Origin of the sequence: Methanosphaera sp., from assembly GCF_022768985.1 — an archaeon.
In the GTDB taxonomy this organism is placed as follows: domain Archaea; phylum Methanobacteriota; class Methanobacteria; order Methanobacteriales; family Methanobacteriaceae; genus Methanosphaera.
Genome location: NZ_JALEKL010000009.1, coordinates 362,420 through 389,005, shown reverse-complemented (window position 1 = coordinate 389,005; position 26,586 = coordinate 362,420). Strand labels below are relative to the sequence as shown.

The following is a 26,586-nucleotide window of genomic DNA, read 5'->3' as shown; positions in this document are numbered from 1 at the left end:
TTAAATTTATGCTAGAAGTTCTGCACTTCCAGGATAACCACTTATAAGACCATATCTAAATAGTGAATATCCACATGATCCAACGCTCATAACAGCCTTTGCATCATCTGTAAGTTCTGATTTTGGAAGCATTGTAATTTTACTACCTTCCTTATATGTTTGAAGTACAGTTACAACCTTTGAATATTTAGCTTCTTTGACAACATATGCTGTAACATCTTTAAGCCAATTTCGTCCAGCATGATAGTCATACTTATATGCCATAGGTAGCATTACATCAACATAAGGACTCATAGCAGCATAATCCTGACCATAATAAACTTTAGTTCCAGCTTTCTCTGCAAATACACATGCAGAAACTGTTTTTGTAGGATCATTAGATTTTACAATTGAATTTACAGCTTTAACAAAGTTTGTAATCTTACTTGGAACTACACTTGATGGATTACTTCCACTATAACGTACATAGTCAAGACATACACCACGAACTCCATCTATTTTAATAACTTTAGATATGAAGTTTTTAATCATTGTCTGCTGTTTATCACTAATGTCAAATCCATGACTTGTACTAAAACAAATCACCCATGCATGAACACGAATATTACTTCCACGTGTAAGTGATACTACTTCTTTAAGTTTTGCATAGTTATCAGTTGATGCTCTTGCCTGTACATAAACATCTGTAATTCCTGCTTTTTTCCATGTGTCAACAGTTGATTTTGATACACTTGCACCAATTTGTACAAATAATGATGTGATTTTAGATGGAACCTCTAAATTAACACTATTTTTAATTACTTGTGCATCAACATCAATACCTACTGTAGCATTACCATTGTTTTTAAATTGGGTTTTAATACTTACAGGTGCATTATTAAGTGTTATCATCTGTGTTGTTGTAACTCCACAACCTGATGCAGAATATTTTGCTGCAATCTTTGGAAGATCTGATGTATGTGATATGACAGTTTTACCATCATATACATTATTTAGTGATATAACTGATGTTGTAGTTTTATTTTCAACATTTGCTGTTGTTTTAAATGTAAGATAAATCCAGTAATTTATTGTAGTACCATTTACTCTTGTATTTGGATTATTATTACTTCCCCACCAGTTATAATCTGCAATTATTTTACCTTTATTGTTGAATATGTCAACTTTAGCATTGTTTTTAAGAACAGAATCTCTGATAAATACTTTACCTTTATAGTTATTTACTGCAGCACCAGTATCTGTATTTGCCGAAAAGACTGATTTGAAAATATTAACAGTTGATCCATCAATATATACGGCACGATCATTTTTACTGAAATTTGAATCTGTGATTGTGTTTGTATCTGATGTTGTTTTAAAGTATGCTGCATTGTTATTATTTGCATTGAAGTTTGAAGCATTAATTGTAACTACAACATCACCATAGGAGTATATTCCAGCTCCCAGATTTGCCGTGTTATTTGTAAAGTTTGAATTTTTAATTGTAACTTTAGATGTATTATTTAAGTTGTTATATATTGCTCCACCATGAACTGTTGCTTTATTTAGGCTAAATTGAGTATTTTTAACAGTTAATGTTTTCATATTTGAAACTGCAGCACCTTTTTGTGCTTTGTTATTTTCAAGTGTAGAATCTAGTATGTTAAGTGTGCTTGTTGAATAGATTGCTCCACCATTTTCTTTAGCACTATTTACTTTAAATGTTGAATTCTGAATATTTAGGGAATTCTTATTATATATTGCTCCTCCATGTTGTGTTGCATTATTTAAGTTGAAGTATGTTTTATTAATACGTAGAACTCCATCATTATATATTGCTCCACCATTTATTGCGATATTTGATATAAATTTTGAATCTCTAATTTCATTATCTTTTTTTGATGCAAAATACACAGCTGAATTTCGATTGCTTGTAAAGTTATTTGAAATTAGTACACTTTTTCCACTGCCTGATGTGAAGATAGCAGATCCTTGTGTTTCTACATTATTTTTATTAAATGTAGAATACTTACTTTTAAGGTAGTTGATATTGTATATTGCTGCTCCTTTTTTTGCATAGTTACCAGAAAAGGATGTTTTTATACATTCAACACTTCCCTTGTTATATACAGCACCACTAATTGATGAGTTACATGCTGATATCTTCATTGCTTCAAGTTTTAATGTTCCCTTATTATATATTGCTGCACCATTTGTATCTTTTGCATTTGTTATTGTAAATGATTTAAATGTTACTTTTGTATTGAAATCTATTGTAAATACATGTTTTTTCTGTGCATCAATTATTGTTGTTTTTGTATTATCTGATTCTATTTTCACGTTTTTATTTATAAAAATTCCATTTTCATAATATGTTCCACTGTTAAGATGTATTGTTCCACCATTTGTCACTGTTTTAAGGGCATTTTTGATTGTTGCTTTTGGAGATGTTTTACTTCCCGTATTTTTATCATTACCCTTATTACTTACATAGATTGTACTTTGTGAGTTGTCTGCTGCTGTTGTTGTGGTTTTATTTGATGTAATTGATTGTGATGTATTTTTCACTACATCTTTAGATTCTATAGAACTACCACTGCTTGGTGTTGTATTTTTAATGTCTGATTTTGTATCTGGTGTGGGTGGTAGTGTTGGATTTACAATATCCTCATTATCTACTTGAACACTTATTGCTATGTTTGTCCTATTTTCTGGATAAATTCCATTTGGACTATCATCTGCTGATACTGATGATATACATACAAGTAGTGTAATTAATATGAGGATGATTGGAAATATTTTTAAAATATTATTTTTATTAATAAAAAATCACCTCGTTTATAAAAAAAATATTTTTTCTAGTAGTTCTTTATTAGTTTTATAATATTTAAACAGTTTTATAATATAAAGATTATCTCATTATATTCAAACAGTTTTATATGATGTGAATTAAATTAATAAAATAAAAAAATTTTTCAGATTTTCATATAAATTATTTTAAAAAAAAGAAATAAAAGATAAAGGGTGGTTAGATTTAATTTCTTAGTATGATGTATGCCATGTAGATTATAAAGATTATAATCATAAGTATTCCATCTTTACTATTGAAATCACGTCTGTGATATGCAAAGATGTATGTAAGTGCAATTGCAACAAGTGATATTGTAATATCTGTTATCATTATAGCTGTTGTTGCAATTGGTGTAATTGCTGTTGTTATACCAATAATGAATAATACATTAAAAATACAGCTTCCAACAACATTTCCCACTGCAAGATCTGTATTTTTACGGTATGCTGCTGTTACACTTGTTACAAGTTCTGGTAGTGATGTACCAAGAGATACTATTGTAAGACCAACAAGTGTTTCAGACATTCCAAGGCTAAGTGCAATATCTTTTGCTGATGCAACAACCACGTCACTTCCAATCATAATACATAACATTCCACCTATTATGTAGAGTATGATTTTAGCATTTGAAAGTTTAACTTCATCAACTGTAAGTACACGACTTTGTTTTTTTGTTTTATATACAAGAAATGCAACATATCCTATGATGATAAGTAAAAATATTATACCTTCAATTCTGTCAATTACATTTCCAGTTAATGCAAATACTAAAAATAGTACAGATCCAATTATTAATACTACAAAGTCTTCTTTTAGTAGTTTATCTTCAATTTTAAGATTATAAACTAGTGCTGTTACACCAAGTACGGCAAGTAGGTTGAAGATGTTACTTCCCACTACATTACTTATTGCAATAGCATTACTATGTGATAGTGCTGATGTTATTGATACGGCTGCTTCTGGTGCACTTGTACCAAAGGCAACTATTGTAAGACCTATTATTATTGCTGGAACTTTAAGTTTTGCTGCAAGCTCACTTGCTCCTTCAACAAAGAAGTCAGCACCTTTAATTAAGAGTATGAATCCAACAACTAATAGAATTATTGTAAAAATATCCATTTAATCATTTCCTAAAAAAGTTAATATATAAAAAAAACAGGTTACTTGGAGGAGTAAGTAATAATACTTATTCTTCTTCAAGTTTTCTAAGTTCAGATTCAAGTGTAGGGAAGAATGTTCCAATATCTGTTACAATACTTATAACTTGTGCACTTCCACGATCTGAAAGTTTTGTTACAGATGCATTGTTAATATCTACACATACACTTTTAATACGTGCTGGCATTAAGTTACCTGTAGCTACACTGTGAAGGAGGGTAGCAACCATTATTACCATTTCAACATCTTTATCTTGAACTTCCTCACGCATACGTTGTTGTGCAACTTGTGAATCTGTTATTACATCAGGAAGTGGTCCATCATCACGAATACTTCCAGCAAGTACGTATGTTGCATCGTTTTTAATACATTCATACATTACTCCACTTTTAAGAACACCTTGTTCTACTGCATCACGTATACTTCCAGCCTTATTTATCTGATTTATTGCTGCCATGTGATTTTTATGTCCATGAGCTACAAGTTTTCCTGTGTTAATATCTACACCTAGTGATGTTCCATAGAGTGCTTGTTCTATGTCGTGTGTTGCAAGAGCATTACCTGCAAAGATTTTATCTACATATCCATCACGTATAAGTTTTGCAAGAATTGTTGAACATCCTGTGTGAATAACTGCAGGTCCACCTACAACAACAATTTTTCCACCATGATCTTTTATTTTTTTCATTTCTTCTGCAACATTGTGGATAATACTTTGAATAGGTTTTTCAGATGATGCTTCAGAGTTCATAAATTCAAATGAACCTTTTTCTCTTGATCTTTCAACAGGTTCAACTTTTACACCGTTACGTCCTACAACAACTTTATCTCCTTTTTTAATGGTGTTTAATGCTTTACATTTTGCTGTTTTATTTTCTGTATCTACAACTATTAAACAGTCCATTTCTATGTTGTCAATTGTAAGCCATTCACCTTCATATTTTACTTTTGTTGCATAGTTTGTTGTTGAATAGAAGTTATCTGGTACTGTTTTATCTTTTAGTGATTCTACAAGATCTGCATCTTTATTATTTAGAACTTCAGCACCAAAGTCTGTTAAACGATCCATTATTCTGTTAAATGATTCTTCATCATCAGATATTACTTCTATTATTGCACTACTTGTGTCTGTTTTAAGTTTTCCAGCATTTACTTCTTCAATGTTAAGGTCTCCACCACATTCCATTATTGTACTTAATGTTTTAGAAAGTGTTAATGAGTCGATAATGTGACCTTCAAGGATTATTTTCTCTTTAAACATTTAATCATCCTCATAATTTTAGTTATTTTTTGATTATTTTTAATAAAAATTTTTGATAAATATTATTTTTTTTTAAATATATTCTTATGTATACTATTTTTTTAGTTTATAATTAATATATGAAACTAATTTTTTTTTTACATGTATAAAAAAAAAGCTGTATTATACTTTTAGTTATATTTTTTTTAAAAAATAATAAAAAAAGGAAAAATATATTGGGGTGTGGAAAATTGGTGGTGATGCATTAAAAAGGAATTATATTCTTATAATATTCCCATTGCTTTGTTGGTTTTTAGTATAGATTTTTCAGCATCATCTTCTAATTCAAGCATTGCACGGATTGCATCAACATTTTCTGGTACAACGTCAGATTCTTGGTGTACTGCTTGCATGTAGAATAATTCTCCATCTACAACATTTATTGATTCTTCCCATACTGGTATTTCATACATGTCTGATCTTGAACGTCCAAGTTCTTTAGCATATTCCATAATTTGTGCAGTAGATGCTATGTTGAGACTTTTTTTAACAGGAAGTACACGATATGCACTTTCAAATGCATCAAGTACATCGTCTTTTGTTATTGATTTGTCTTTAAGATCTACCATTATGTTGTGTGTATGCATAAGTGTTGTCGGCACAATAAGAGCCATTGTCATAACATTTAAGTCTTTAATAATTGTTTGTACATCAGGTCCATGGTGTGATGGTACTTCTGTTGATGGTACAATAGCATTAATAGGTCCTCTTTTTGCATCGTTAGGGTCTGCTCCACGTCTTACCATTACAGCACGTACTTTGTTAATTCCTGCCATGTCATATACAGGTTTAAGTGTACGACAAAGACCTGTTGTGTTACATGATACTACACGTACATAGTCTTGTCCTATACTTTCTGAGTAGTTTGATTCAGCATTGAATGAACATCCTATTGCATCATGATCTTCTCCACCTTCAAAGATAGCTTTAAGACCAATTTTTTCATAGATGTCTGTTTTGTTTTGTGCACCTACACCTCCTGGTGTACAGTCAACAACAAGGTCAAGTTTTTCAAATAATTCATCTGCTGTTCCAGCAACTTCTATTCCTGCTTCTTCAAATTCTGCTTCACGTTCAGGAACACTTATGTATAGATCGTATCCTTTTTCAACAGCACTTTTAGCTTCATAGTCTGGTGATCTTTTTGTTACTCCAACAATTTTCATGTCATCTTGAGCAGATACAGCGTCTGCTACTCTTTTACCAATAGTTCCGTATCCATTTATTCCAATATTTTTCATAGTAATACGTCCAATTAAAAAAAGCTATCATATAATTAAGCTTTTTTTTAGTCTTATAATATTATATAAGATATTGATCTATATTAAATCTATTTGAAAAATTCATGATAAATTATGATAAAAAAAAAGAAAAATGTGTGGTGGTTAGTAATTTATTAGTATCTATTCTAGTTTCATTTCTCCTCTAATGTAGTATCCGAGAACTCCACCTACTGCACCTACAATTAGTCCTATTAGTAGTGTAAATGGTAGTGTTTGTGCAATCATGTATGATGCATATTGTCCTCCATAGGATACATAGATTAATGCAACATTGATTATAACAGTGATAAGTGTACCAATTACTGAAATTATTAAACCTGTCACTGCAGATTCACTTACAGTATTGTTACCTTTAATATATCCTGCCATCATTGTTGTAAGAAGTATGAATGGATATATTGTTGATGTTGTTCCACCCACTAGATAGAATATGACTATCATTATAATACCTAAAGGTACACATTTACCTTTTGTAATATTGTTAAAATCCAATTTATCTAGCTCCTAATTTTTATTACATTAATTATATTGTTTTTGTTTATACTTTATTGTTTTTCTAATTTTATTGTATTAATATTATATCCAATTAATCCTCCAAGAAGACCATAGATGATATAGGCAATGATGTTAAATAGGCTGTATGATACAACACTTATTGCATATATTGGTCCGAGAATATAATAGGAATAAATTAAACTAATTACTGCTACAATTATTGCACCTAAAATTGATGATATTATGATGTTTACTATAACATCTTTAGGTTTTATATCACACATTAAAGCTGTGATAATACCAGCCACTACAATAAATGGATAAAGTAGTGTTTCATTACAACTAAATGAGAATATAACAATTAATATAACACTTATTAGTAATTTCTTCTTTGATTTTAAGATATTAATTTATAACACCCTCAAAAGTATTTGTTATATAATTTTAAATATTAGTTTTAAATTTTATCTTTTTAGTAATTTACTAAAATAAAAAAAAATGAAAAAGAGTGGTGGTGAATTAATTAAAATCTATTCTATTGATTCTCCTTCAAGTGCACTGATCTTATTTGGGAAGTATGTATCTACAATGTATTCAAGACCATACTTAGAAAATGACTGTTGTTCTGCTTTTTTACCTAATTTAAGCATTTTCTTAATTTCAGTCTGCCAGAAATCGCTTTTATATCTTGGATCTGCTGCAATTTCTTTAAGACGACTTACATCAACAGGTTTAAGATCATCTGTTGGAAGATCATAGTTAATAATATCTGATGCTGTTACACCAAGGAATTTTGCATCAGGTGTTGCAAGGTCATGATTTACGTGTGCAAGTTTTGCACTACCTGATATAATAACCATAGCAATGTGGAATCCCCATGGGTCACCGTCGTTACAGATGTATACAGGAACTTGTAATTCATCACTTGCACGACGAATAAATCTACGTGTTGCACGTGCTGCTTGTCCTTTAAGACCTACAATAAGTGTGTTAAATCTATCATATGCTTTTTCTTGAACCATACGATGGTACATTCCCATAGTTTCAACTGCAATAATACGATCTACATTTGAATCTACAAATTCTACATCATCAATTGTAGGAGGTATAGTGTAACCTGATTTTCCAAGTTTTTTTGCATTAAATTCTACATCATCATCACGTAGTGTAATATCACCATATACTGATGCTCCATCTTCTTCAGGGAGAAGTCCGAGGTTTTCACGTGAAACTCCAAGTGTTACTTCTATATCTTCTGTAATATTGTTTGATTCCTGCTGGTTGTCAAATCCTACATCCCATCCTTCAGATACATAGTACATCTCCCTCATGGTTGCAGTTTTCTGGATATTTACAAGATCTTTACAGAAGTTTCCAACACACATCATCTGTGCCATTTTCTTGATCTGTTTTACATTACCAAGTGATCTTGTTCCTGTTCTATCTCCAAGTTCAAAGTATCTTTTATCTTGGTTGTAGATGATATTTCCTGTTCCTCTTGATGGTATTTTTATACTTGGAACTTCTTCTTTAAGTACAGTGTCAAGTACTTCATTTCCCATACCACGTAGTTTTTCTAATGCTAATTCTTTATGTTTCATCATTTAAATCATACCTCCTTTTAGAAGTCTTCTCCCATGAAATCGTCACTATCTTCTGTTGTCATTCTTAGTTTTGGTTCTTCAGTTTTTACTTCTCTTGGTTCAACTTCTGGTTGTTTAAGACGATTTTTCATGTCCATTATTTTAGCTTTGTGTGTTACTTCATCCATTACCTTATCATATTGTGGAATTTCTTTTTCTGCAAGTAGAGCACATTGTTTAAGTACAACAGGTACAAGGTCTTCAAATACTTTAGCTCTCATTTCCTCATTTTTAGCTGCTCTTTTTGCTCTTATGTATTTTTCAAGTTTTCTTGCTACTTTCATTGCAGCTTGTCTTATTTCACGTACAATTTCTTCTTCTGGTGCAACACTTTGTTTTCCAGTTGATAGGTATGGAACATTTGTTGAGATAATGTTTACAAATACAGATATTGGTGCATTATCTAGATCTCCAATACCATAACGTCTCCAGTCTATACTTTTAAGTGCTTCTGTTATTGCACAGCTTCCCTGGTCAAATGTTAGTGGTACTCTGTTTGCAAATCTCATTATTTCTGCTTTTCTCTGATTTCCTACTTTACGTCCTGCTTTTCCACCGTATGCAAGTCCTACTTCTACAATAAATGATACTCCTCCACGGTATGCTTGTGGTTTACGTGTGAGTGCTGTTGAAAATTCAGGTAGTAGTATTTCATTTATACCTTTTTCTATTTGTTCATCACCTATTGGTTTAAGTCCATTTGTTGGTGGAGCCATGAATTTCATCTTATCAAACTGGTCAATTACAAGTTCTGCTTCTTTCCAGGTGATACTTTTTGGACGTTTATTCATGTCAATTCCAGTATTTTCCTCAATTTCCTTGATTTTTTTAAGTGATACACGGGAAAGTGAGTCCATTAGGAGGTTTTTGAATCGTTTTTTGTTTGTACTTTTACAGAGGTAGATTATATCGTCTGCTGTTACACCTTTTGGGTGTGGTAGTACTTCTTTTGGTAGTGGTGGTATTTTATCTGTTGCTCTTTCAAAGGTGTATTTTCTTCCTGTTGGATCTTTAAATACAATTCTTGCGTGTGGGTTTCCTATAACTGTACGTCTGATGTATTCATATGCTCCTTGTTCACTCATTGAGTAGGATACATCTTTGAATTCTATTTCTATTCCTGAACCTGTTCTGTCTGTTTCAAATTCTTTTCTGTCAAGTATAATTCCAGTATTCTTTTTAACGTCAAGTTTTACTGTCATTTGTACTCCTTTTAGTTGATCTCCATCTTTGTATCTGGATCTGATTTTTACAGGTTGTCCTGTTGTCATCTGTGAGAGAAGTACACATCCACTACATCCAAGCCCTTGTTGTCCACGTGATTGTACGTTTCTAAATTTACTTCCTGCAAACATTTGACAGTATACTTTTGTTATGAATTCTTCTGGAATTCCAGGTCCATTATCTGCATGTTTTAGTAGGTAGTGATCTTTACCTAGTCTTTTGAGTTCTATTGTGATTTCTGGTAGTATTCCTGCTTCTTCACATGCATCTAGACTGTTTGTTATAAGTTCGTGAAATACAATTGTTAGTGATCTGATTTTTCCTGAAAATCCTAACATTTGCTTGTTACGTCTAAAAAATTCTGATGGTGTTAATTCCTTAAATTCTTCGAATAATTCGGTACTGTTTCTTTCTGCATTCATTTCCACATGTATCAAACCTCCACTTTTTTTCATATTTATTTAACTTATTTTTATGTTTGGGTAACTATATTTTTATTATTACTCAGTTATATTAAAAGTATTATTTTTAAAATACAACTAATCATTGTTTTACATGATATTTCATAAAATAAATTAAAAAATAATGAGAAATTATATAAAAGTTATATTGTTATGTATATGTTTTATTGTAAAACATAATTTTTGTGTATTTAATATTTATGTAAAACATATAATATAAAACCATTGTATATACCCCTAACTATAGAAAAAATACAACTCTAGAGGGGTCTTGATAAGTAATAATAAAACATCTAAAAAATACTTAAAATAGAAATTTAATTTTAAAAATAAAAATAGTCCAAAGTTAATAAAAAAAATAAAAAATATAAAAAATAAAAGAAGATGAAAAAAAATTATTTAATTAAAAACAACTTCACCCTTTTAATTATAATGTTTCAGGAATAGAATCTAAATCATCAACATCATCAGATTCATCTTCTGCATCTTCTGATTCATCAGCATCAATAGCTTCCTGGTTGTATTCATTTTCAGCATCAGTGAAATCTTCATCAGTATCAAGATCTTCTCTAAGAATTTCTTTCATGTCAGGTTTACCATTAACCATTTCATCAAATTCTTGTCTTTTAAGTTTATCATGCATTTTTTCAAGGTATGCATATACAGTTTTTTGTCTTGAACCTTCAAGAATCATTTCAATAGCCTCACGTGCCATCTGGATGTTTTGCATTTTACCAATTAATGAAACAGTTTTACCATAAATACTTATTTCAACACCAAGCATGTCATGCATAATTTGTCTGGTTCTTCCACCTTTACCAATAATTCTACCTTTTTGTCTTACTAATGCTTTTTTAGATTTACCAACATAGTCTTGTAAGTTAATAATTTCAAGAATAAGATCATCATCTTCAAGAGTTAAAGCAATTTCAGGGTTAAATCCTCTACCAATAGCTTTAATCATGTATCTTGCTTTCCAGATAGCTAAAGGATCATCTGTTTCTTCAGTAGATGAAATTGCAATATTTCCTGTTTCACTGTCAATTTTAAGTTCTGTTTTTGTAATAATTTCAAGTTGATGTTTAATCTTACCATTTTTACCGATGGTAACTCCTACTCTGTCTTTTGGTATTTTAAGATATTCTGTATTAACCATTATAAAAAAACTCCTTAGTATATATAATTCTTCTTAAATTGTTTATTCTTTTATGCTGCATTAAATGTATTTTAATTAAATAATTTTAGTAACTAGTGTAAATTTAATAATAAATCTGACAATTAACTAGAAATTAGATGTATTTTGTCAGATTAATAAAAATATTTCATTTATTTTATTAGTTGGGATATTTATACAATGTTATCAACTAAATAAAAAATTTCAATAACATATCTGTCTTTAAGATTACTGTTTATAATTATGTATATGATATTATAAAAAACTATAGGTGAAATAGTAGAAGTAAAACTTCTTTAAAGATTTTAAAATCCTATCTTTTAAGAATTCTATTCATAATTTCATCAAAGTCTAACTTAATTTTATAACGACTTGCATCATAACAGATATTTTTAACATCACGTTCAAGAAGCATCCGACTTGAAGGATTACTTGTAAGAGTAGCCTGTGATAAGTCAATAATATATGGATGATTGTGTGAATATAATATATTATAACGTGATAAATCTCCATGTACAAGGTCTGCTTCATTATAGCATACATCAATAAAATCTATAATTTCATCAAATACAACACTTGGATTTTCAAGCTTAATTTTATTAAGAGGTGGTGCTGCTGTATGATCATCATCTGAATAGTCAAGATACTGCATAATAAGTACGTTTTCATTTGATGTATAAGGCTGTGGAACTTTAAGTCCAAGATTATATAGACGTCCAAGATTTTTAAATTCCTTCTGAGTCCAGGTATTTATGATCTGACGTGTCTTATTTCCATGAGTTTTAAATCTTGGATCACCTGCAATATATTTTTTAATCTTTTTAAAATCAAGTGTCATAACACGATATATTTTAACTGCAACAGGAAGTTCATCATCATCATATCCATAAAATACATTAGCTTCCTTTCCTGTACTAATTACACCGTTTAGTGTGTTAATATATCCCTGTTTTGCAAGTTTATATAAAACTTTTAGTGTTCTATCATCAAATACTTCACTTGAGACCTGTTTATCTTCACTACTTTTAAGTCTTTTAGTTTCCTCAAGTTTTCTCATTTGATTGTCAGCATCATGAAAATGTCGATTCAATTAAATCTCCTCCATGAATAAAAAAGTAAGTTTATATAAATTAATTTTTTAGATATTTTATAAAATAGTATTTTCTCTCTTTTCTTTTTTTGAATCTAAAAAAAATAAAGGAAAATGGTGTTTATATTTTTAAGAATCCTCTTCTTTCAAGGTAATTTGCTTCTGTTCTTGTGTATCTCCAGATGATATCTGCTTTTTCATCACTTTGGAAATCCCATGGTTTTACAAGAACAACGTCTCCTTCACGGATCCAAATTCTTTTTTTCATTTTTCCTGGAATTCTGCATAATCTTATGTTTTTATCGTTACATCTAACTTTTAGTTTTCCATGTCCAAGAATCTGTTCTACAACACCAGGAATTTCTCCTTTTCTTGGTGATCTTACACGGATGTTTTCTCCAGGATTTTGGTTGTTGTTATTGTTTTTTTTATGATTTTTATTCAAACTATGTATCCTCCATTTTTATAAATAAATTTTTTTTGTGATAACTTTTTTTTATCTAATCATCGTTGATCCTAGTTATTAATTTAATAAGAAAAATCTTCTAATTATTTGCACACATTTAAATTTCTATTATATATAATGTATGTTATTTAATGTATATATTATTTTATAGAAAAAGTATGAAATGTAAAATATAATTTAATATAAATTTAAAAAAAAGAATTTGTAGGAGGTTTAACCTACTTTATTGATTTTGATTAATGATTTAACAGGTACATCATCGATTTCTTTTATACCTTTTTTATCAACAAGTACACTTACAGCAAGAGGTGTTGCACCAAGTGATTTACATACATCTATTGTATCTTTAATTGTTGATCCACTTGTAATTACATCATCAACAATAAATACTGATTTACCTTTAAGATTTGCAAAGTTGTTACTTATTGATCCTTGTGCAGATTCATTTTTCATATGTTTAATTGGGTGGAATACTGATAATTCAGCATCTAGAATATCTGCCATTATTGTTGCAAATGGAACTCCACTTACTGTTATTCCAACAATAGTATCAGGAACACCTTCTTCTAGTGCCATATCTGCAAGTGCTGATGAGATGTCACGCATACGACTTGAACTTGCTCCAATACTTTTCCAATTTATTGCAAAGTCATCTGGTTTTTGTTTCTGTTTTTGTTTCTGTTTACTTACAGGAGTCATCTGCATAACAAGCCAGTTTGTTGTATCTTTTGATATGTTTAATTCATCAGCTATTTCTCCAGTAGTAAGACCTTTATTTCTAAGTTCTGTAGCTTTTTCAATTAACTTGGTGTTCATAATATCTATTCCCCAAATCATTTTAATATTTTTTTTATTTCTATATTATTTATATTTCTATTTAAGATATACTAATCTTTGTTCTTTTGAAGATTGCATAGCAGCATTAACAATTTTAAGTGCTTTAAATCCATCTTTTCCTGATACTTCAGGTTCTGTTTTATTTTGAACAGAGTTAATGAAAGATCTAAGTTCTTCTTTTAGAGGTTCTTTATTATTTACCTTAATATCTTCAACTTGATTGTTTTCCTTAAATAATTTAACTGTCTGATTTCCATAGTCAACACTTATAATACCATCTACACCTGTGATATTAAGTTGTCTTTTCTTATATGGTGTAAGCCAGTTTGTTTCAAGAATACTAAGTGCACCATTTTCATATTTTGTCATGATTTCTGCATGATCTTCAAATTCACAGTTTTCAAGTTTACTACTCATATTAGCATATACTGTTTCTGCTTGACTTTCAAAGAGGTAGTTGAATATGTCAACATCATGTATTGCAAGATCTATTGCAACTCCAACATCTCTTATTCTTGGAGGGAATGGACCGAGTCTTTTAGAACTTGCTGTTACAACTTCACCAATTTCTCCATCATCAATTAATTTTTTTGTAACACGTACAGCAGGGTTGAAACGTTCTACATGTCCTGTTGCAAGTGTTACACCAGCATCTTCTGCTGCTTCAATCATTTTTTGAGCTTCTGGTAATTTAAGAGCTATTGGTTTTTCAACAAGTACATTTTTTCCTGCTTCAATAGCATCCATAACAACGTTGTAGTGGAATACTGTTGGTACACAGATATTTACAACTTCTATATCATCAATTTGAAGAATATTGTCATAGTCAACATATCCTACTGTATCAAATTCTTTTGATACTTTATCAAGTGTTCCACGTACCATATCTGATATTGCAATTAAGTTTGCATTTTCAAGTTCTGAGTAGATTCTCACGTGGTTATATCCCATTGATCCTACTCCAATAACACCTACATTTGTCTGTTTCATAAAGACTCCTCTTTTAGTTTCATTCCTATTTCTTTTGCAGCATCTATTGCATTATCTTTTTTATCTGTAAGTTCTATGTCAGATAAAAGTCCACCTTCTGGTGTTAGTAGTTTTGCATGTATATCAATATTGTTACCTTTAACTTTTGATGTAATTCCAATAGGCCATTGACATCCAACACCTAATGTTTCAAGAATTGTTTTTTCACATAATGCTTCAATTCTTGTATTTTCATGGTTAAGTTTTGCTATAACATCATTATATTCTGAATCCTTGTTTGTCATTATAGCAAGTGCACCTTGTCCTGCTGGTGGAACTATGTATGTTTCATCAAAGATTTCCTTAATATTTTCCTGCAATCCAAGTCTGTTAATTCCAGCTGCTGCCATTATTGTAGCATCACATACTTCATCTTCTAGTACTTTACGAATACGTGTTTCTACATTTCCTCTTAATGGTACTGTTTTAATATTTTTTCCATGATATTTACAGAAAGCTTCACGTCTAAGACTACTTGTTCCAATTGTAGCATTATCTGGTAGTTCATCCCATGAATAATTTGAAATTAACACCTCATTTACTGCTTCTCTTTGTGGTATTGCTGTTATTTGAAGTTGATCATTAAGTTCACTTGGAAGATCTTTGAAACTATGTACTGCAAAGTCAATATCATTATTTATTAATGCAATATCTAATTCTTTTGTAAAGATACCTTTTGCATCAAAATTATAAAGTTGAGTATCTTTAATTTTATCCCCTGTTGTTTTAATTATTTTAGTTTCAATTTCTTCTCCAATGATCTCCTCAAGTGCAGCTACAACTGTTCCTGTCTGTGTTGTTGCAAGCTGACTTCCACGTGTACCAACAATCATATAAAATAAACCCTCCCTTTTATTTTTTCCTTAAATTAAATTTATTTTATCATTATTCTTGATGTCTTAATTAAGATTATTAGAACCTTTATATGGTGTTGTTAAATTATTTTTTAACTCTTTATAATTATATATTCATTATATTTAATAAAGTTTTTAATAATGTAAATTAACAGCTCTAAATAAAATTATATTTACATATAATATGGATCCTCTGAATACTTACTTCTATAAATTATCTGTATAAAATCCTTATCTTGTAATTTAGTGTAATTAAATGCTTCTTTTAGACTTTTAAAGTACTTGAACTTTTCATGATTTTCAAGTTTTTCATACAGTGATTTTCCAACAGATGATGTTAAAACAATCTCATCTATGTCTAATTTTTTAATATATTTTAGAAGCTTTTCTTCATCTATTTCTTCACATGTTATACCATAATCTCCACCAATAATAAGTGAGAAATTGTCACTGTAGCGTTTTATGTTGTCAACACACTGTTTTATTGATGTCATATTAAGTCCTGCATTAATATCTTCAAGTACAATTTTATCATCAACTTGGCGATATGATCCACGACCTTTTAATGTTTTAATAGATACTATATCATTAATTATTGATTTAATAGATTTTCCAATAATTTGACATATAAGTGTTGCAAAAAGAATGTTCATAACATAAAAGTCACTAAGTGCAAAGCATTCCATAGAATATTTCATCTCATCATATGTGAAATTTATTATACTATTGTTAAAATCATATTTAACAGAATCTGTGTAGATATCACAACATGAATTATTAAAGCCTACAAGCTTTAAATTATCACAACTAACATCTTTGTAGTATTTATCATATGTGTCAATATCACACACAACAGTTTCTGCATTAAAAACACTTTTTTTAGCATCACATGCATTTAATTTTCCACCACCAATTGGGTAGTTTTCAACTATATTTGTTAATACTCCAACATCACACATTCCAGTAATTCCAAGTGATACTTCAGCTATAAAACAATCAATACATCCAAGTAAGTTATTTTCACATGCTATATTTAGTGCAGTTAGGATGCTTGCAGGTGTAATGCTGAGTGTTTCATCAAGAATAGTATCACCATCTGGTGTTTTATATGTGAGTGCTTGTGAATTTAAAACCAACACATTCATATCACATGCAAGAAGCTTTGATGTAATATCAACAACTGTTGTTTTACCTTTAACACCTGTAACTTCAATAATTTTAAAGTTCCAATTATGCATCTTTTTATGTTTTTCAATTAAATATCCACAAAATTCATGATGAGTAAAATCACACCTGAAGAGATCTTTCATATGAACAGGATTTATAGTGATAAATTCATTGATATGATCTTTTATATATTTAAGATCTAGAAATTTAACATCATATTTATCTTCAAGTTTGGTTTTTTCATTACTTGAAAGTTTATTATATGTATCATAGAAAAAAAGATTGTTTTTTGTAGTTTTTGCATATTCATCAAGAAGAACAAGTCCCCCATGATTTGCATCACTAATTAAGATATTTTTAGACATTTTACATTAATACCTCATAGAAAATAATTTTTCAATATTAAAAAAAGAATAAAAGAAGTTGTAAAAATACTTCTCCCCTTAATTATATCGTGCTTAATTTACTATTTACGCTGTTATAGAAGCTTTGTTTGAATCTAACAAAGTATGCTGGTGTTTCTGATTTTTTAACTTTAATTTCTTCAAGAAATTCAAATCTACTAGTTGATACACCATCAAGTACTCCAACTCCTTCTTTTCCTTTTTTAAGGAATTTGACTGTTATAAGACTATCAGCTGGTACAATTTTTGGTCTTGTATTAAGTTTAAATGGACATATTGGTATGATAATTGCAGCATCAACACGTGGATCAACAATAGGACCACCAGCAGACATTGCATATGCTGTAGATCCACTAGGTGTTGATATGATAAGACCATCAGCTCGTACATCATCTACAATTTCATCATCTACAAGTATGCGAAGATCAAGCATCTTTGCAGGTTGACTTGTCATGATAACAAGTTCATTAAGTACAGTACTCCACTTATCATCATAGAAGACATCAAGTTGTAATCGTTCTTCAATAAAGAAGTCATAATTTAGAAGTTTTTCAAGACATTCAAATATATCTTCTGGATCTACCTCTGTTAGAAATCCAACAGTACCCTTGTTAATACTTAGAATTGGAATCTTTTTTGGTGAAAGAATATGTTGTGCATTAAGTACTGTTCCATCTCCACCAACACATAAAACAATATCACTACTCATTTCCTCAATTGGTACTTCATATTGTTTATATTCTGGAAGTTTTTCAATAAGTGACGAATCAATTTCCAAGTTTATACCATTTTCTATTAAGTATTTAATAATACTACAGTCAAGTTCAATTGCATCTTCACGATCTGTACGTGATACAATTCCTATTTGCATACTACTATTAACCCTCCTTAAATTAAGATTTTTTATTATTATATTTTTTTAGTTGTTAATTAGTTCAATTACTTCATTGTGAATATTTTGATTTGTAGTTGCAACTACTGATGTTTTACCCATTAATTTAAGACTACTTGCAAGTTCATTAGTGTCGGTGTCAGATACAATTCCACCATTTTCTTTTAGTATTAGTTGTGCTGCTGCAATATCAAGAAGTCTTACTGATTTTGTATCAAGAAATACATCATATGTTCCATCTGCAACATAACATATTTCAACAGCTATAGCTCCCATAAGACGCATACGTCTTGAGCATGAAATTATCTTTGCAACTTCATTTGCATCTTCACGATATACATAGTTACATACTGTTGCCTCAGAAAGCTTTGAAATACCTGATAGTTTCATTTCTTCATTGTTCTTTTTAGCTCCACGTCCTTTTATTGCAATGTAGGTATCTTCATTTGCAAAGTTTTTAACATATCCTATCTGTATATCTCCCATTGTAATATCATCAATTGATGCTCTGCTATTTTCTGCTATTGCAATTGAAATACCATAACATGGAATGTGTTTAAGAGCATTTGTTGTACCATCTAGTGGATCCATTATAAGAACAACTTCAGGAGTATCTTCTCCTATCTTTACTGTTCCAATTTCCTCACTTATTAGTATTAATGATTTTCCTGTCGCTTCTATTGTCTTTATCGCCGCATTTTCTGCATATTCATCGATTTTATGTGTTGGTGTTCCATCTGCTCCTATCTTTGTAATTGATGCAACATCAGGATCCTTTGATGCCATGTTTATTGCATCTTCAACATTGTATGAAATTTCCTCAGATAAATTTAACCAAAACTCTATTTGCTCATCATTCATATTTATTACACATCACTTTTTGATATTCTAATATAATAATATGTATAAATTTTTTAGTTTATTAAATTAACATGAAAAGGAAGAAATTTACAATTATTTATAAAAAAATGGGATTAAAAAAAAATAGAAAAAAAGGGGAGTGGTGTTTATATTTTCATAGCATCAAGTGCATCTTGGTTAATGTCAAGTTTTTTATTTTCTGGAATTTTAATATTTAATGCTTCAAGAAGTACCTCATCAATGTTATGCATGAATTTAAATGTAAGTTCATCTTTAATTTCATCTGGAACATCTTCTAGGTCTTTTTCATTTTCACATGGTAGTAGTACTTTTTTAATTCCAGCACGATGAGCTGCTATTACTTTTTCTTTTATTCCACCAACAGGGAGTACTTTTCCTTGTAGTGATATTTCACCTGTCATTGCAATTTTTGAATCTACACTAATTCCAGTGATAAGTGATGTTATTGCAGTTAGTAGTGTTACTCCAGCTGATGGTCCATCTTTTTTAATTGCACCTTCAGGAACATGGATGTGTATGTCTTTTTCATCAATACTTGAATCTTTAAGTACATCTGCAAGTCTTGATTTAACAAGGCTTTGTGCAATTTGTGCAGATTCCTTCATTACATCTCCAAGTTGTCCTGTAAGTTTTAATTTTCCTTCCCCTGGTGTCATTATAGATTCAATGAAAAGTACATCTCCACCTACTGGTGTCCATGCAAGTCCTGTTACAACACCAGCTGGATTTTCATCATCAACTTTGTCATAGTGTGCTTTTTCATGTCCTAATAAGTCATGAAGGTCATCTTTATCTACAATGTATGGCTTTTTACTTTCATCACCATCATCTTCTATGATTTTCTGTGCAATTTTACGTGCTATTGTTGCAATTTCACGTTTAAGTCCACGTACTCCTGCTTCACGTGTATATTTTTCAATAATCATATCAACAGCATCTGTTGTAATTGTAATATCATCACGTGTTAGTCCATGTTCATCAAGTACATCATCAATAAGGTGTTCTTCTGCAATATGACGTTTTTCATTTGCAGTATAGCTGTCAAGATTTATTATTTCAAGTCTGTCACGTAGTGGTCCTGGTATTCCATCAAGTGAATTTGCTGTTGCAACAAAGAATACATCAGATAGGTCGTATCCTACCTCTAGGTAGTGATCTGAGAATGAATCATTTTGTTCAGGATCTAGTACTTCAAGAAGTGCACTTGTTGGATTTCCATTTATTGATTCTGTCATCTTATCTACTTCATCAAGTACAAATACTGGATTTGATTTTCCAGCATTTTGCATTCCACGTATTATACGTCCTGGCATTGCACCAAGGTATGTTCTGCGATGTCCACGTATTTCTGATTCATCTTTTATTCCACCAAGACTTGCACGTATGTATGGTCTGTTAAGTGCATCTGCAATACTACGTCCAAGACTTGTTTTTCCAGTTCCAGGAGGTCCTACAAACAGTAGTATACTTCCCTGTTTTTCACCTTTAAGTTTAAGTACTGCTAGATGTTCAATGATACGATCTTTTATTTTATCAAGACCATAATGATCTTTATCTAGTTGTTCTCTTGCCTTGATTAGGTCTATTTCTGTTTTTTCTTCTTTGTGCCATGGTAGTTCTAGTATTGTGTCAAGGTAGTTTCGTATTATGTTTTCTTCTGAGTTGTTTTGTCCTTGTCTTTCAAGTTTCACTACCTCTTTTAGTGCTGCTTTTTCTACTTTTTCTGGGAGCTTTGCTTCCATGATACGTTCACGGTATGTTTTTGTTTCACTTTCTTCGTCTTGTGTCATGTTTAGCTCTTCTTGTATCATCTTCATTTGTTCTCGTAGAAGATTTTGTTTATGAGCTTCTGTCATGTTTTCATTGAGTTTTTTTGCTATTTCTACTTGTAGTAGCATTGCATCTTTTTGTTCAACGAGTAGTTGTGTTACTTTTAGTGCTCGTAGTTTTGTTGATTCCATCTCGAGTAGTTCTTGTTTTTTTGCTAGTGTTGTTTTAAGGTATGGGAATACTTCTGCAACTTTGGTTTGTGTGTCTTGTTTTTCTATTATTTTATTTGCATATTCACCAGAATTTGGTATGAGTCCTGATATTACTTGTACTGTTGCATTGATGCTTTCATTGATTGTTTCTGCTTCCTCTGGTGTTATGTTGTCTTCTTCTGCTACTGTTTGGTATGTTCCATAGAATACTCCGTGTTGTTCTGTTATTTTTGTTACTTCTACTTTATCTTTTACTTTGAGCTCTACTAGGTATTCTTCTGGCATCTGGCTTAGATCTTTTATTTCTAGTATTACTCCTATGTCGTAGAATTCTACTTCTTGTGCATCTGCATTTGGTAGTCTTTTTGGTGAGAGTATTATTCCTTGTTTGTCGTCATTTACAACTGATAGTATTTTATCTGCATGTGCTTTGTCAAGGTTTAGTGTCATATCTGTGTGTGGAAGTAGTATTGTGTTTGGTATTAGTATGATTGGTAGTTTTTCTGCATCATCATCTATGTCATCTTGTGTTGTTGTGTTTATTTGTTGTGATTTTTGTATGTCAAGTTCTTGTATGTCTGTTATTATTTCATTTTCTTTTCTGAGTTTTTGTGTAAATGATAGTTTTTCATCTGTCATGTATTTTATGTTCTCCTATCCATTTTTTTTATACTATATTTTTTGTGGGTATTAGAATGAAATTTGTATATATTATATATTTTTTAGTGGGGTGTGGATGGTTTTTCTATTTTTTCATGATTTTTTTATTATATATATTATATTAGTTTTTGAATTATTCATATACTTTTTTCTATTTTTATAACCATTTGTTACTAAAATATTATTTATTTTTATTCATAAATATATGACTTTCCCAATAAAAAAAATTATAAAAATAAAATACTATAAAATAAAGATGATAGAATATAAAAAAATAAAACAATAGAATTTAAGGGGATGAGGAAATAATGAAAATATCACTAACAAAAGGAGCATCAGAAGGACCAACAAAACTAAATGCATTTGACAATGCATTACTAGAAGCTGATATTGGAAATGTAAATCTAATACCAGTATCAAGCATGCTACCAGCTGATGTTGAAGTAGTTGACATGCCAGATCTACAACCAGGTGAAATGACAAACTGTGTACTATCACATCAATACTCAGACAATCCAGGAGATGAAATAACTGCTGTAATAGCATATGCAACAACATCTGAGATGGGATGTGTAGTTGAAACTAAGGGAATTAACAGACCAGTTGAGGAACTTAAAAAAGAGGCAAGATTTATGGCAGAATATATGCTTGAGAAAAGAAATCTTGAAATGATAGACTATCAATGTATCACACAAACCCACACAGTAGTAGATAAAGCAAGTGTTGTTGCAGCATTAGTATATCATGACCCAAAAAGACACTAGAAATACTACTATCATCTTAAAATAAAAATAATTACATAATAAAAATAAAATAGCCTTTTTTTTCATAATAAAAAAAAATATAATATGGGGGAGAATATAAGGATTAAAAGAAAATCCTATTTAATTTCTTCTTTCATCAATTACTTCTTTTAGAATTTCAATAAATCTCTCATTTTTAGGATGTGTTTCTATACTAATTCTCATATAGTATTCATCAAGATCACGGAAACTAGTACAGTCACGTACAATAACTCCACGTTTCATGAGAGCTTCTGTAATTTCAGCTGCAGTATATCCACTATCATGAAGATCTACAAGAAGGTAGTTGGACTTAGATGCATAGATGTCAAGTCCATCAATAGCTTTTACACTTTCATATAAGTATTCACGTTCTTCAATTGATTTTCTTGTTGATTCTTCAATATATTCTTTATCATCAAGTGTTGCAAGAACAGCCTTTTGTGATGGTACTGTAACACTGAAAACTGGTTTTATTCTTGAAATTTTCTCGAGAAGTTCAGGACTTGCAAGACCATATCCTACACGAAGACCTGCAAGACCCATTACTTTTGAAAATGTTCTAAGAAGAAGTACATTATCATACTTATCAAGTAAGTCTACATTGTTAACTTCTGCAAATTCCCAGTATGCTTCATCTACTACTACAAGAGCATCTGTTGCCTCAACTATACGTACAATATCATCATGGCTTATAAGTCCACCTGTAGGGTTGTTAGGTGTACATAGGAAGATTACCTTGGTTTTATCTGTAATTGCATCGAGAACTGAGTCTACATCAAGTGTGTTTGTTTCTACATCCCAGCGTGCATATACAGGTTTTGCATTGTATAATTTAAATGTATATTCATAGTAGGTGTATGTTGGAGGGTGAACAATAAATTCATCACCTTCTGATATTAATGTTTTTGCTATAATATCAAGAAGTTCATCAGCACCATCACCTGTTACAATTACCTGGTTCTGGCGTACTCCTGCATATTGTGCTATTTTTTCTTTTAGATATTCATGGTTTGATTCAGGATATCTGTTCATCTCAATTGCACACTCTGCAACTGCTTTTTGTGCCTTTTTTGATGCTCCCCATGGATTTTCATTTGATCCAAGTTTAAGAATATCATCTGCATCTATTCCATATTTATCTGTAATTTCCTTTTTTGATCGTCCAGGTACGTATGTGTCGTATTCATCTATTACTGCTCTTGTTTTTACCATTATAATCACTAAAATTCTATTTTATACTTTTCTTCTAATTTTTTTTATTTTATTCATCTTCAAATGCAAGTTTGTAGTATTCCATTGCATTTTCTTTAATACCTTCTATTTCTTCATCTTTTAGTTGACGTACAGCTTTTGCAGGAGAGCCTATAATAAGTGAGTTTTCAGGAAATGTCTTATTTTCTGTAACTAGTGCTCCTGCACCTACAAGACAATTTTTAGGTATGTGTGCACCGTTGAGTATGATTGCTCCCATTCCTATTAGTACATCGTCATCTATTGTACATCCATGAATTATTGCTCCATGTCCTATTGATACATTTTTTCCAATTTTTACAGGATATCCTTCTGTTACATGTATTGTACAGTTATCTTGTACATTAGAATTTTCATCAATTTCTACAGGTTCATGATCTGCACGAATTACAGCATTATACCATATGGATACATCATCTTTTAGTGTTACATCTCCAATGATTTTTGCTCCATCATATATTCTTGCTTCATTTTTTGCCATAAGTTTTTACCTCCAAGATTTTTATTAATATTTAGTTAAATTTATATAATATTCTAAAAATTTTATTGTTTGTTTGATATTTTATTGTTTATTTTATAATTTTAAAATACTTTATCTATGTTAATACTATATTATCTTGTATAATTAAAAACTAGGTGGTTGGTATTTATTTGAAGTATATAATTATTTGTTAGAATTTTATTTAAATATATTAAAATATAAATAATAACTTAGATTAAAAAATTCATTTATATTAAAAAAATACCTTTAATAATATAAAATATGTAAAAATATACTTATTTGTGATTTTATGAATATAGAACCTGTTTATTCATCCCTTGATTATCCAAAAAAGATGGCACTTGTACTATTTACGCCTGGATGTGATATTAGATGTAAGTTTTGTCACAATCCACAACTTATAAAATATGACACATTAAATAAGATGGAAGTTGAATTAATTAAAGATGAAGTAGATGAAAATATTGACTTTATTGATGCGATAGTATTAAGTGGTGGTGAGCCACTACTACATCTTGATGTAATAAAACAATTTATAGCCCAGGCAAAAGATGCAGACTTACTCATTAAACTTGACACAAATGGTCTTCATCCTGATAAATTAATTGATGTAATTGATGATATTGACTATGTTGCAATGGATATTAAAGCACCACTTGATAAGTACTATAAAATCACAGACATCTACCCTAATGATGTAAAAGAGAGGATTGAAAAATCAATAGATATAATACTAAGTCATGATGTTTTCCTTGAATGTAGAACAACATATGTTCCAGGACTTCTAACACCAGAAGATGTTGAAACAATAGTAAGCCAGATTAGATGTAACCAGTATACACTGCAGCAATTTAGAAACAGGGCAACATACGATGTAAGCTTGCTTTCTGTTGATGAGCCTAATCCTGAGGAGTTACATGATATTCTAATGAGTATTGATACAAATCATATTCCATCACTTCATCTTAAATCTGGACAATTTGGAAATCAGAAAATAAAATAAAAATGAATTTTTTTTATATTAAAATAAATACAAAATAATGGGAACAATTTAAAATGCCAATTTTATTATTATCTAACAAAGATATTGATCTTATAAGTGGAAAGAGAAATACAACTCTTAGACGCTTGTGGAAACATCCACTATATCCAGGTGATCGACTCTATTGTTACTGGAATATTCTCTCAAAGGAGCGAGAAAAGCTATTTGAAGCCGAGGTAAATCATGTAGAAATAAAGACATTTGCCGAGATAAAGAAGGATTCAAAGATAATAGAAAAGCTTGGATATAAAAATAGTCGTGAATTAGAACGAGACCTTAAAAAGCAGTATCCTAATAACACAGCAGATGATGATAAATTCCAGGTATTTGACTTTCACAAACTACATGTAAGTCAATGGGAAGGCTCTGCAATAAATCAGAAAAATATGATTATAAAAAAGGCAGATGTACTCTTTGATATGGGAAAATATCAACAATCATCAATATGCTATAAGGCAGCACTTGAATACGATGCAGATGATGTTAACCTCCTAAATCGTATAGGTGATAATCTTTCACGTCTTGGACAGTTTGGTGATGCAATAAAACATTACATGCGTGCAATAAAGCTTGACCCTGACAATGAATATATCTACAATAATATTGCAATAGCATATCTTAATAAGGGTGAACCTGAAAAGGCATTAAAGTTTAATACACAAGCACTAAAACTTAATGGTGAAAATACAACCATATTATATTGGCGTGGTATAATATATGAGATGTTAAATGATCTTGAAACATCCCTGAAATACTTTGATTATATTATCCAGCTTGATGCATCTGATGCTGATGTGTGGAATGAACGTGCAACAATTCTTAACATGCTTGATCGGGGTGAGGAAGCATTAAAATCATATGATAAATCACTTGAGTTATGTCTTGATGATAGGGATGATTCAAATATATGGGCAAGTAAGGCTAATACTCTTCTTGATCTTCGTCGTTATGAGGAGGCTATTGAATGCTATGATAATGCTCTTAAAGTTGATGAGAACAATCCTATAATTCTTAATAATAAGGGTGTTGCATACATGGAACTTGACAGATTTAATGATGCAATAGAATGCTTCAATAAAGTACTTGTATTTTATCCAAACAATGCTGATGCAGTTGTACTTCGTGATGTATGTCTTGACAACTTATAGAAATGAAATAATTATTCTACTCTCCTT

At 30.3% G+C, this 26,586-nt stretch carries 23 protein-coding genes and 1 pseudogene; 4 read left to right on the top strand and 20 right to left on the bottom strand.

The annotated features are described in order from the left end of the window. Positions 1 to 6: 6 nt before the first annotated feature. Positions 7 to 2,547, bottom strand: a complete 2,541-nt coding sequence (locus tag MRZ80_RS05145; RefSeq protein WP_292536837.1) for a hypothetical protein — start codon at positions 2,545 to 2,547, stop codon at positions 7 to 9. Between MRZ80_RS05145 and MRZ80_RS05140 the strand changes: the two genes are divergently transcribed. Beyond that, positions 2,507 to 2,662, top strand: coding sequence for a hypothetical protein (locus MRZ80_RS05140; protein ID WP_292536835.1), 156 nt, complete (start codon positions 2,507 to 2,509; stop codon positions 2,660 to 2,662). The two genes, MRZ80_RS05145 and MRZ80_RS05140, sit on opposite strands and share 41 nt — an antisense overlap. A 351-nt stretch (positions 2,663 to 3,013) precedes the next feature. Here the strand turns inward: MRZ80_RS05140 and MRZ80_RS05135 are convergent, their stop codons facing one another. The 17 genes and pseudogenes from MRZ80_RS05135 to lon form a co-directional block, all read right to left on the bottom strand. Next, a complete protein-coding gene (locus tag MRZ80_RS05135) occupies positions 3,014 to 3,949 on the bottom strand; it encodes a calcium/sodium antiporter (RefSeq protein WP_292536833.1) in 936 nt (311 codons plus the stop codon). A 67-nt stretch (positions 3,950 to 4,016) separates the two neighbouring features. Beyond that, on the bottom strand, positions 4,017 to 5,249 hold the full coding sequence (locus MRZ80_RS05130) for a TIGR00300 family protein (protein ID WP_292536831.1): 1,233 nt from the start codon (positions 5,247 to 5,249) through the stop codon (positions 4,017 to 4,019). A 263-nt stretch (positions 5,250 to 5,512) separates the two neighbouring features. After that, positions 5,513 to 6,529 (bottom strand): phosphorylating glyceraldehyde-3-phosphate dehydrogenase, encoded by a 1,017-nt coding sequence (locus tag MRZ80_RS05125; protein ID WP_292536829.1) that lies wholly within the window; start codon positions 6,527 to 6,529, stop codon positions 5,513 to 5,515. Between the two features lie 162 nt (positions 6,530 to 6,691). Then, positions 6,692 to 7,063, bottom strand: a complete 372-nt coding sequence (locus MRZ80_RS05120; RefSeq protein ID WP_292536826.1) for a DUF5518 domain-containing protein — start codon at positions 7,061 to 7,063, stop codon at positions 6,692 to 6,694. Between the two features lie 53 nt (positions 7,064 to 7,116). After that, positions 7,117 to 7,350, bottom strand: a complete 234-nt coding sequence (locus MRZ80_RS05115) for a hypothetical protein (RefSeq protein ID WP_292536825.1) — start codon at positions 7,348 to 7,350, stop codon at positions 7,117 to 7,119. Between the two features lie 246 nt (positions 7,351 to 7,596). Next, positions 7,597 to 8,667, bottom strand: coding sequence for a DNA topoisomerase IV subunit A (locus MRZ80_RS05110; protein WP_292536955.1), 1,071 nt, complete (start codon positions 8,665 to 8,667; stop codon positions 7,597 to 7,599). A 20-nt stretch (positions 8,668 to 8,687) separates the two neighbouring features. Further along, positions 8,688 to 10,355, bottom strand: a complete 1,668-nt coding sequence (top6B, locus tag MRZ80_RS05105; RefSeq protein WP_292536953.1) for a DNA topoisomerase VI subunit B — start codon at positions 10,353 to 10,355, stop codon at positions 8,688 to 8,690. 583 nt (positions 10,356 to 10,938) lie between these two features. Then, positions 10,939 to 11,550 (bottom strand): annotated as a pseudogene (locus tag MRZ80_RS05100) (KH domain-containing protein); the annotation flags it as partial. Positions 11,551 to 11,881: 331 nt separating this feature from the next. Beyond that, entirely contained in the window at positions 11,882 to 12,658 is a 777-nt protein-coding gene (locus MRZ80_RS05095; RefSeq protein ID WP_292536823.1) for a serine protein kinase RIO, read from the bottom strand. 121 nt (positions 12,659 to 12,779) lie between these two features. Then, positions 12,780 to 13,103 (bottom strand): translation initiation factor eIF-1A, encoded by a 324-nt coding sequence (gene eif1A / locus MRZ80_RS05090; RefSeq protein WP_292536821.1) that lies wholly within the window; start codon positions 13,101 to 13,103, stop codon positions 12,780 to 12,782. A 234-nt stretch (positions 13,104 to 13,337) separates the two neighbouring features. Next, positions 13,338 to 13,940 carry an orotate phosphoribosyltransferase-like protein gene (locus tag MRZ80_RS05085; RefSeq protein WP_292536818.1) on the bottom strand — a complete coding sequence of 201 codons (603 nt, stop codon included), beginning with the start codon at positions 13,938 to 13,940 and terminating at the stop codon, positions 13,338 to 13,340. A gap of 57 nt (positions 13,941 to 13,997) precedes the next feature. After that, a complete protein-coding gene (locus MRZ80_RS05080; protein ID WP_292536816.1) occupies positions 13,998 to 14,951 on the bottom strand; it encodes a Gfo/Idh/MocA family oxidoreductase in 954 nt (317 codons plus the stop codon). Further along, complete coding sequence (gene hemC / locus MRZ80_RS05075; protein ID WP_292536813.1) at positions 14,948 to 15,823, bottom strand: hydroxymethylbilane synthase; 876 nt, start codon at positions 15,821 to 15,823, stop codon at positions 14,948 to 14,950. The genes MRZ80_RS05080 and hemC overlap by 4 nt, the downstream gene beginning before the upstream one ends. 194 nt (positions 15,824 to 16,017) lie before the next feature. After that, positions 16,018 to 17,376 (bottom strand): coenzyme F430 synthase, encoded by a 1,359-nt coding sequence (gene cfbE, locus MRZ80_RS05070; RefSeq protein ID WP_292536811.1) that lies wholly within the window; start codon positions 17,374 to 17,376, stop codon positions 16,018 to 16,020. Between the two features lie 82 nt (positions 17,377 to 17,458). After that, a complete protein-coding gene (locus MRZ80_RS05065) occupies positions 17,459 to 18,286 on the bottom strand; it encodes an NAD(+) kinase (protein ID WP_292536808.1) in 828 nt (275 codons plus the stop codon). Between the two features lie 48 nt (positions 18,287 to 18,334). After that, positions 18,335 to 19,168 carry a bifunctional fructose-bisphosphatase/inositol-phosphate phosphatase gene (locus tag MRZ80_RS05060; protein ID WP_292536806.1) on the bottom strand — a complete coding sequence of 278 codons (834 nt, stop codon included), beginning with the start codon at positions 19,166 to 19,168 and terminating at the stop codon, positions 18,335 to 18,337. A gap of 146 nt (positions 19,169 to 19,314) precedes the next feature. Then, a complete protein-coding gene (lon, locus tag MRZ80_RS05055; protein ID WP_292536803.1) occupies positions 19,315 to 21,810 on the bottom strand; it encodes an endopeptidase La in 2,496 nt (831 codons plus the stop codon). A gap of 329 nt (positions 21,811 to 22,139) precedes the next feature. Between lon and MRZ80_RS05050 the strand changes: the two genes are divergently transcribed. Next, positions 22,140 to 22,595, top strand: a complete 456-nt coding sequence (locus MRZ80_RS05050; protein ID WP_292536801.1) for an arginine decarboxylase, pyruvoyl-dependent — start codon at positions 22,140 to 22,142, stop codon at positions 22,593 to 22,595. A gap of 120 nt (positions 22,596 to 22,715) precedes the next feature. On the opposite strand, the gene hisC is transcribed toward MRZ80_RS05050, so the two are convergent. Together hisC and MRZ80_RS05040 are read right to left on the bottom strand one after the other, a co-directional pair. Continuing rightward, positions 22,716 to 23,828: a histidinol-phosphate transaminase gene (hisC, locus tag MRZ80_RS05045; protein WP_292536800.1), complete on the bottom strand. Its 1,113-nt coding sequence runs from the start codon at positions 23,826 to 23,828 to the stop codon at positions 22,716 to 22,718. 49 nt (positions 23,829 to 23,877) lie between these two features. Next, positions 23,878 to 24,348, bottom strand: coding sequence for a gamma carbonic anhydrase family protein (locus MRZ80_RS05040; protein WP_292536798.1), 471 nt, complete (start codon positions 24,346 to 24,348; stop codon positions 23,878 to 23,880). A gap of 310 nt (positions 24,349 to 24,658) precedes the next feature. On the opposite strand from MRZ80_RS05040, the gene MRZ80_RS05035 reads away from it, so the two are divergent. Both MRZ80_RS05035 and MRZ80_RS05030 read left to right on the top strand, forming a co-directional pair. Further along, complete coding sequence (locus MRZ80_RS05035) at positions 24,659 to 25,372, top strand: anaerobic ribonucleoside-triphosphate reductase activating protein (protein WP_292536797.1); 714 nt, start codon at positions 24,659 to 24,661, stop codon at positions 25,370 to 25,372. A 53-nt stretch (positions 25,373 to 25,425) separates the two neighbouring features. Continuing rightward, entirely contained in the window at positions 25,426 to 26,559 is a 1,134-nt protein-coding gene (locus tag MRZ80_RS05030; RefSeq protein ID WP_292536796.1) for a tetratricopeptide repeat protein, read from the top strand. Positions 26,560 to 26,586: the final 27 nt, after the last annotated feature.

What these genes read in the sequence shown, in the direction of transcription:
- MRZ80_RS05065 (WP_292536808.1), bottom strand. Translation starts at nt 18,286, where the DNA reads ATGCAAATAGGAATTGTATCACGTACAGATCGTGAAGATGCAATTGAA.
- MRZ80_RS05040 (WP_292536798.1), bottom strand. Translation starts at nt 24,348, where the DNA reads ATGGCAAAAAATGAAGCAAGAATATATGATGGAGCAAAAATCATTGGA.
- top6B (WP_292536953.1), bottom strand. Translation starts at nt 10,355, where the DNA reads ATGAATGCAGAAAGAAACAGTACCGAATTATTCGAAGAATTTAAGGAA.
- MRZ80_RS05115 (WP_292536825.1), bottom strand. Translation starts at nt 7,350, where the DNA reads ATGTGTGATATAAAACCTAAAGATGTTATAGTAAACATCATAATATCA.
- MRZ80_RS05080 (WP_292536816.1), bottom strand. Translation starts at nt 14,951, where the DNA reads ATGAAACAGACAAATGTAGGTGTTATTGGAGTAGGATCAATGGGATAT.
- hisC (WP_292536800.1), bottom strand. Translation starts at nt 23,828, where the DNA reads ATGGTAAAAACAAGAGCAGTAATAGATGAATACGACACATACGTACCT.
- cfbE (WP_292536811.1), bottom strand. Translation starts at nt 17,376, where the DNA reads ATGTCTAAAAATATCTTAATTAGTGATGCAAATCATGGGGGACTTGTT.
- MRZ80_RS05085 (WP_292536818.1), bottom strand. Translation starts at nt 13,940, where the DNA reads ATGAACACCAAGTTAATTGAAAAAGCTACAGAACTTAGAAATAAAGGT.
- MRZ80_RS05050 (WP_292536801.1), top strand. Translation starts at nt 22,140, where the DNA reads ATGAAAATATCACTAACAAAAGGAGCATCAGAAGGACCAACAAAACTA.
- hemC (WP_292536813.1), bottom strand. Translation starts at nt 15,823, where the DNA reads ATGATTGTTGGTACACGTGGAAGTCAGCTTGCAACAACACAGACAGGA.
- MRZ80_RS05130 (WP_292536831.1), bottom strand. Translation starts at nt 5,249, where the DNA reads ATGTTTAAAGAGAAAATAATCCTTGAAGGTCACATTATCGACTCATTA.
- MRZ80_RS05110 (WP_292536955.1), bottom strand. Translation starts at nt 8,667, where the DNA reads ATGAAACATAAAGAATTAGCATTAGAAAAACTACGTGGTATGGGAAAT.
- MRZ80_RS05035 (WP_292536797.1), top strand. Translation starts at nt 24,659, where the DNA reads ATGAATATAGAACCTGTTTATTCATCCCTTGATTATCCAAAAAAGATG.
- MRZ80_RS05060 (WP_292536806.1), bottom strand. Translation starts at nt 19,168, where the DNA reads ATGAATGATGAGCAAATAGAGTTTTGGTTAAATTTATCTGAGGAAATT.
- lon (WP_292536803.1), bottom strand. Translation starts at nt 21,810, where the DNA reads ATGACAGATGAAAAACTATCATTTACACAAAAACTCAGAAAAGAAAAT.
- MRZ80_RS05125 (WP_292536829.1), bottom strand. Translation starts at nt 6,529, where the DNA reads ATGAAAAATATTGGAATAAATGGATACGGAACTATTGGTAAAAGAGTA.
- MRZ80_RS05030 (WP_292536796.1), top strand. Translation starts at nt 25,426, where the DNA reads ATGCCAATTTTATTATTATCTAACAAAGATATTGATCTTATAAGTGGA.
- MRZ80_RS05135 (WP_292536833.1), bottom strand. Translation starts at nt 3,949, where the DNA reads ATGGATATTTTTACAATAATTCTATTAGTTGTTGGATTCATACTCTTA.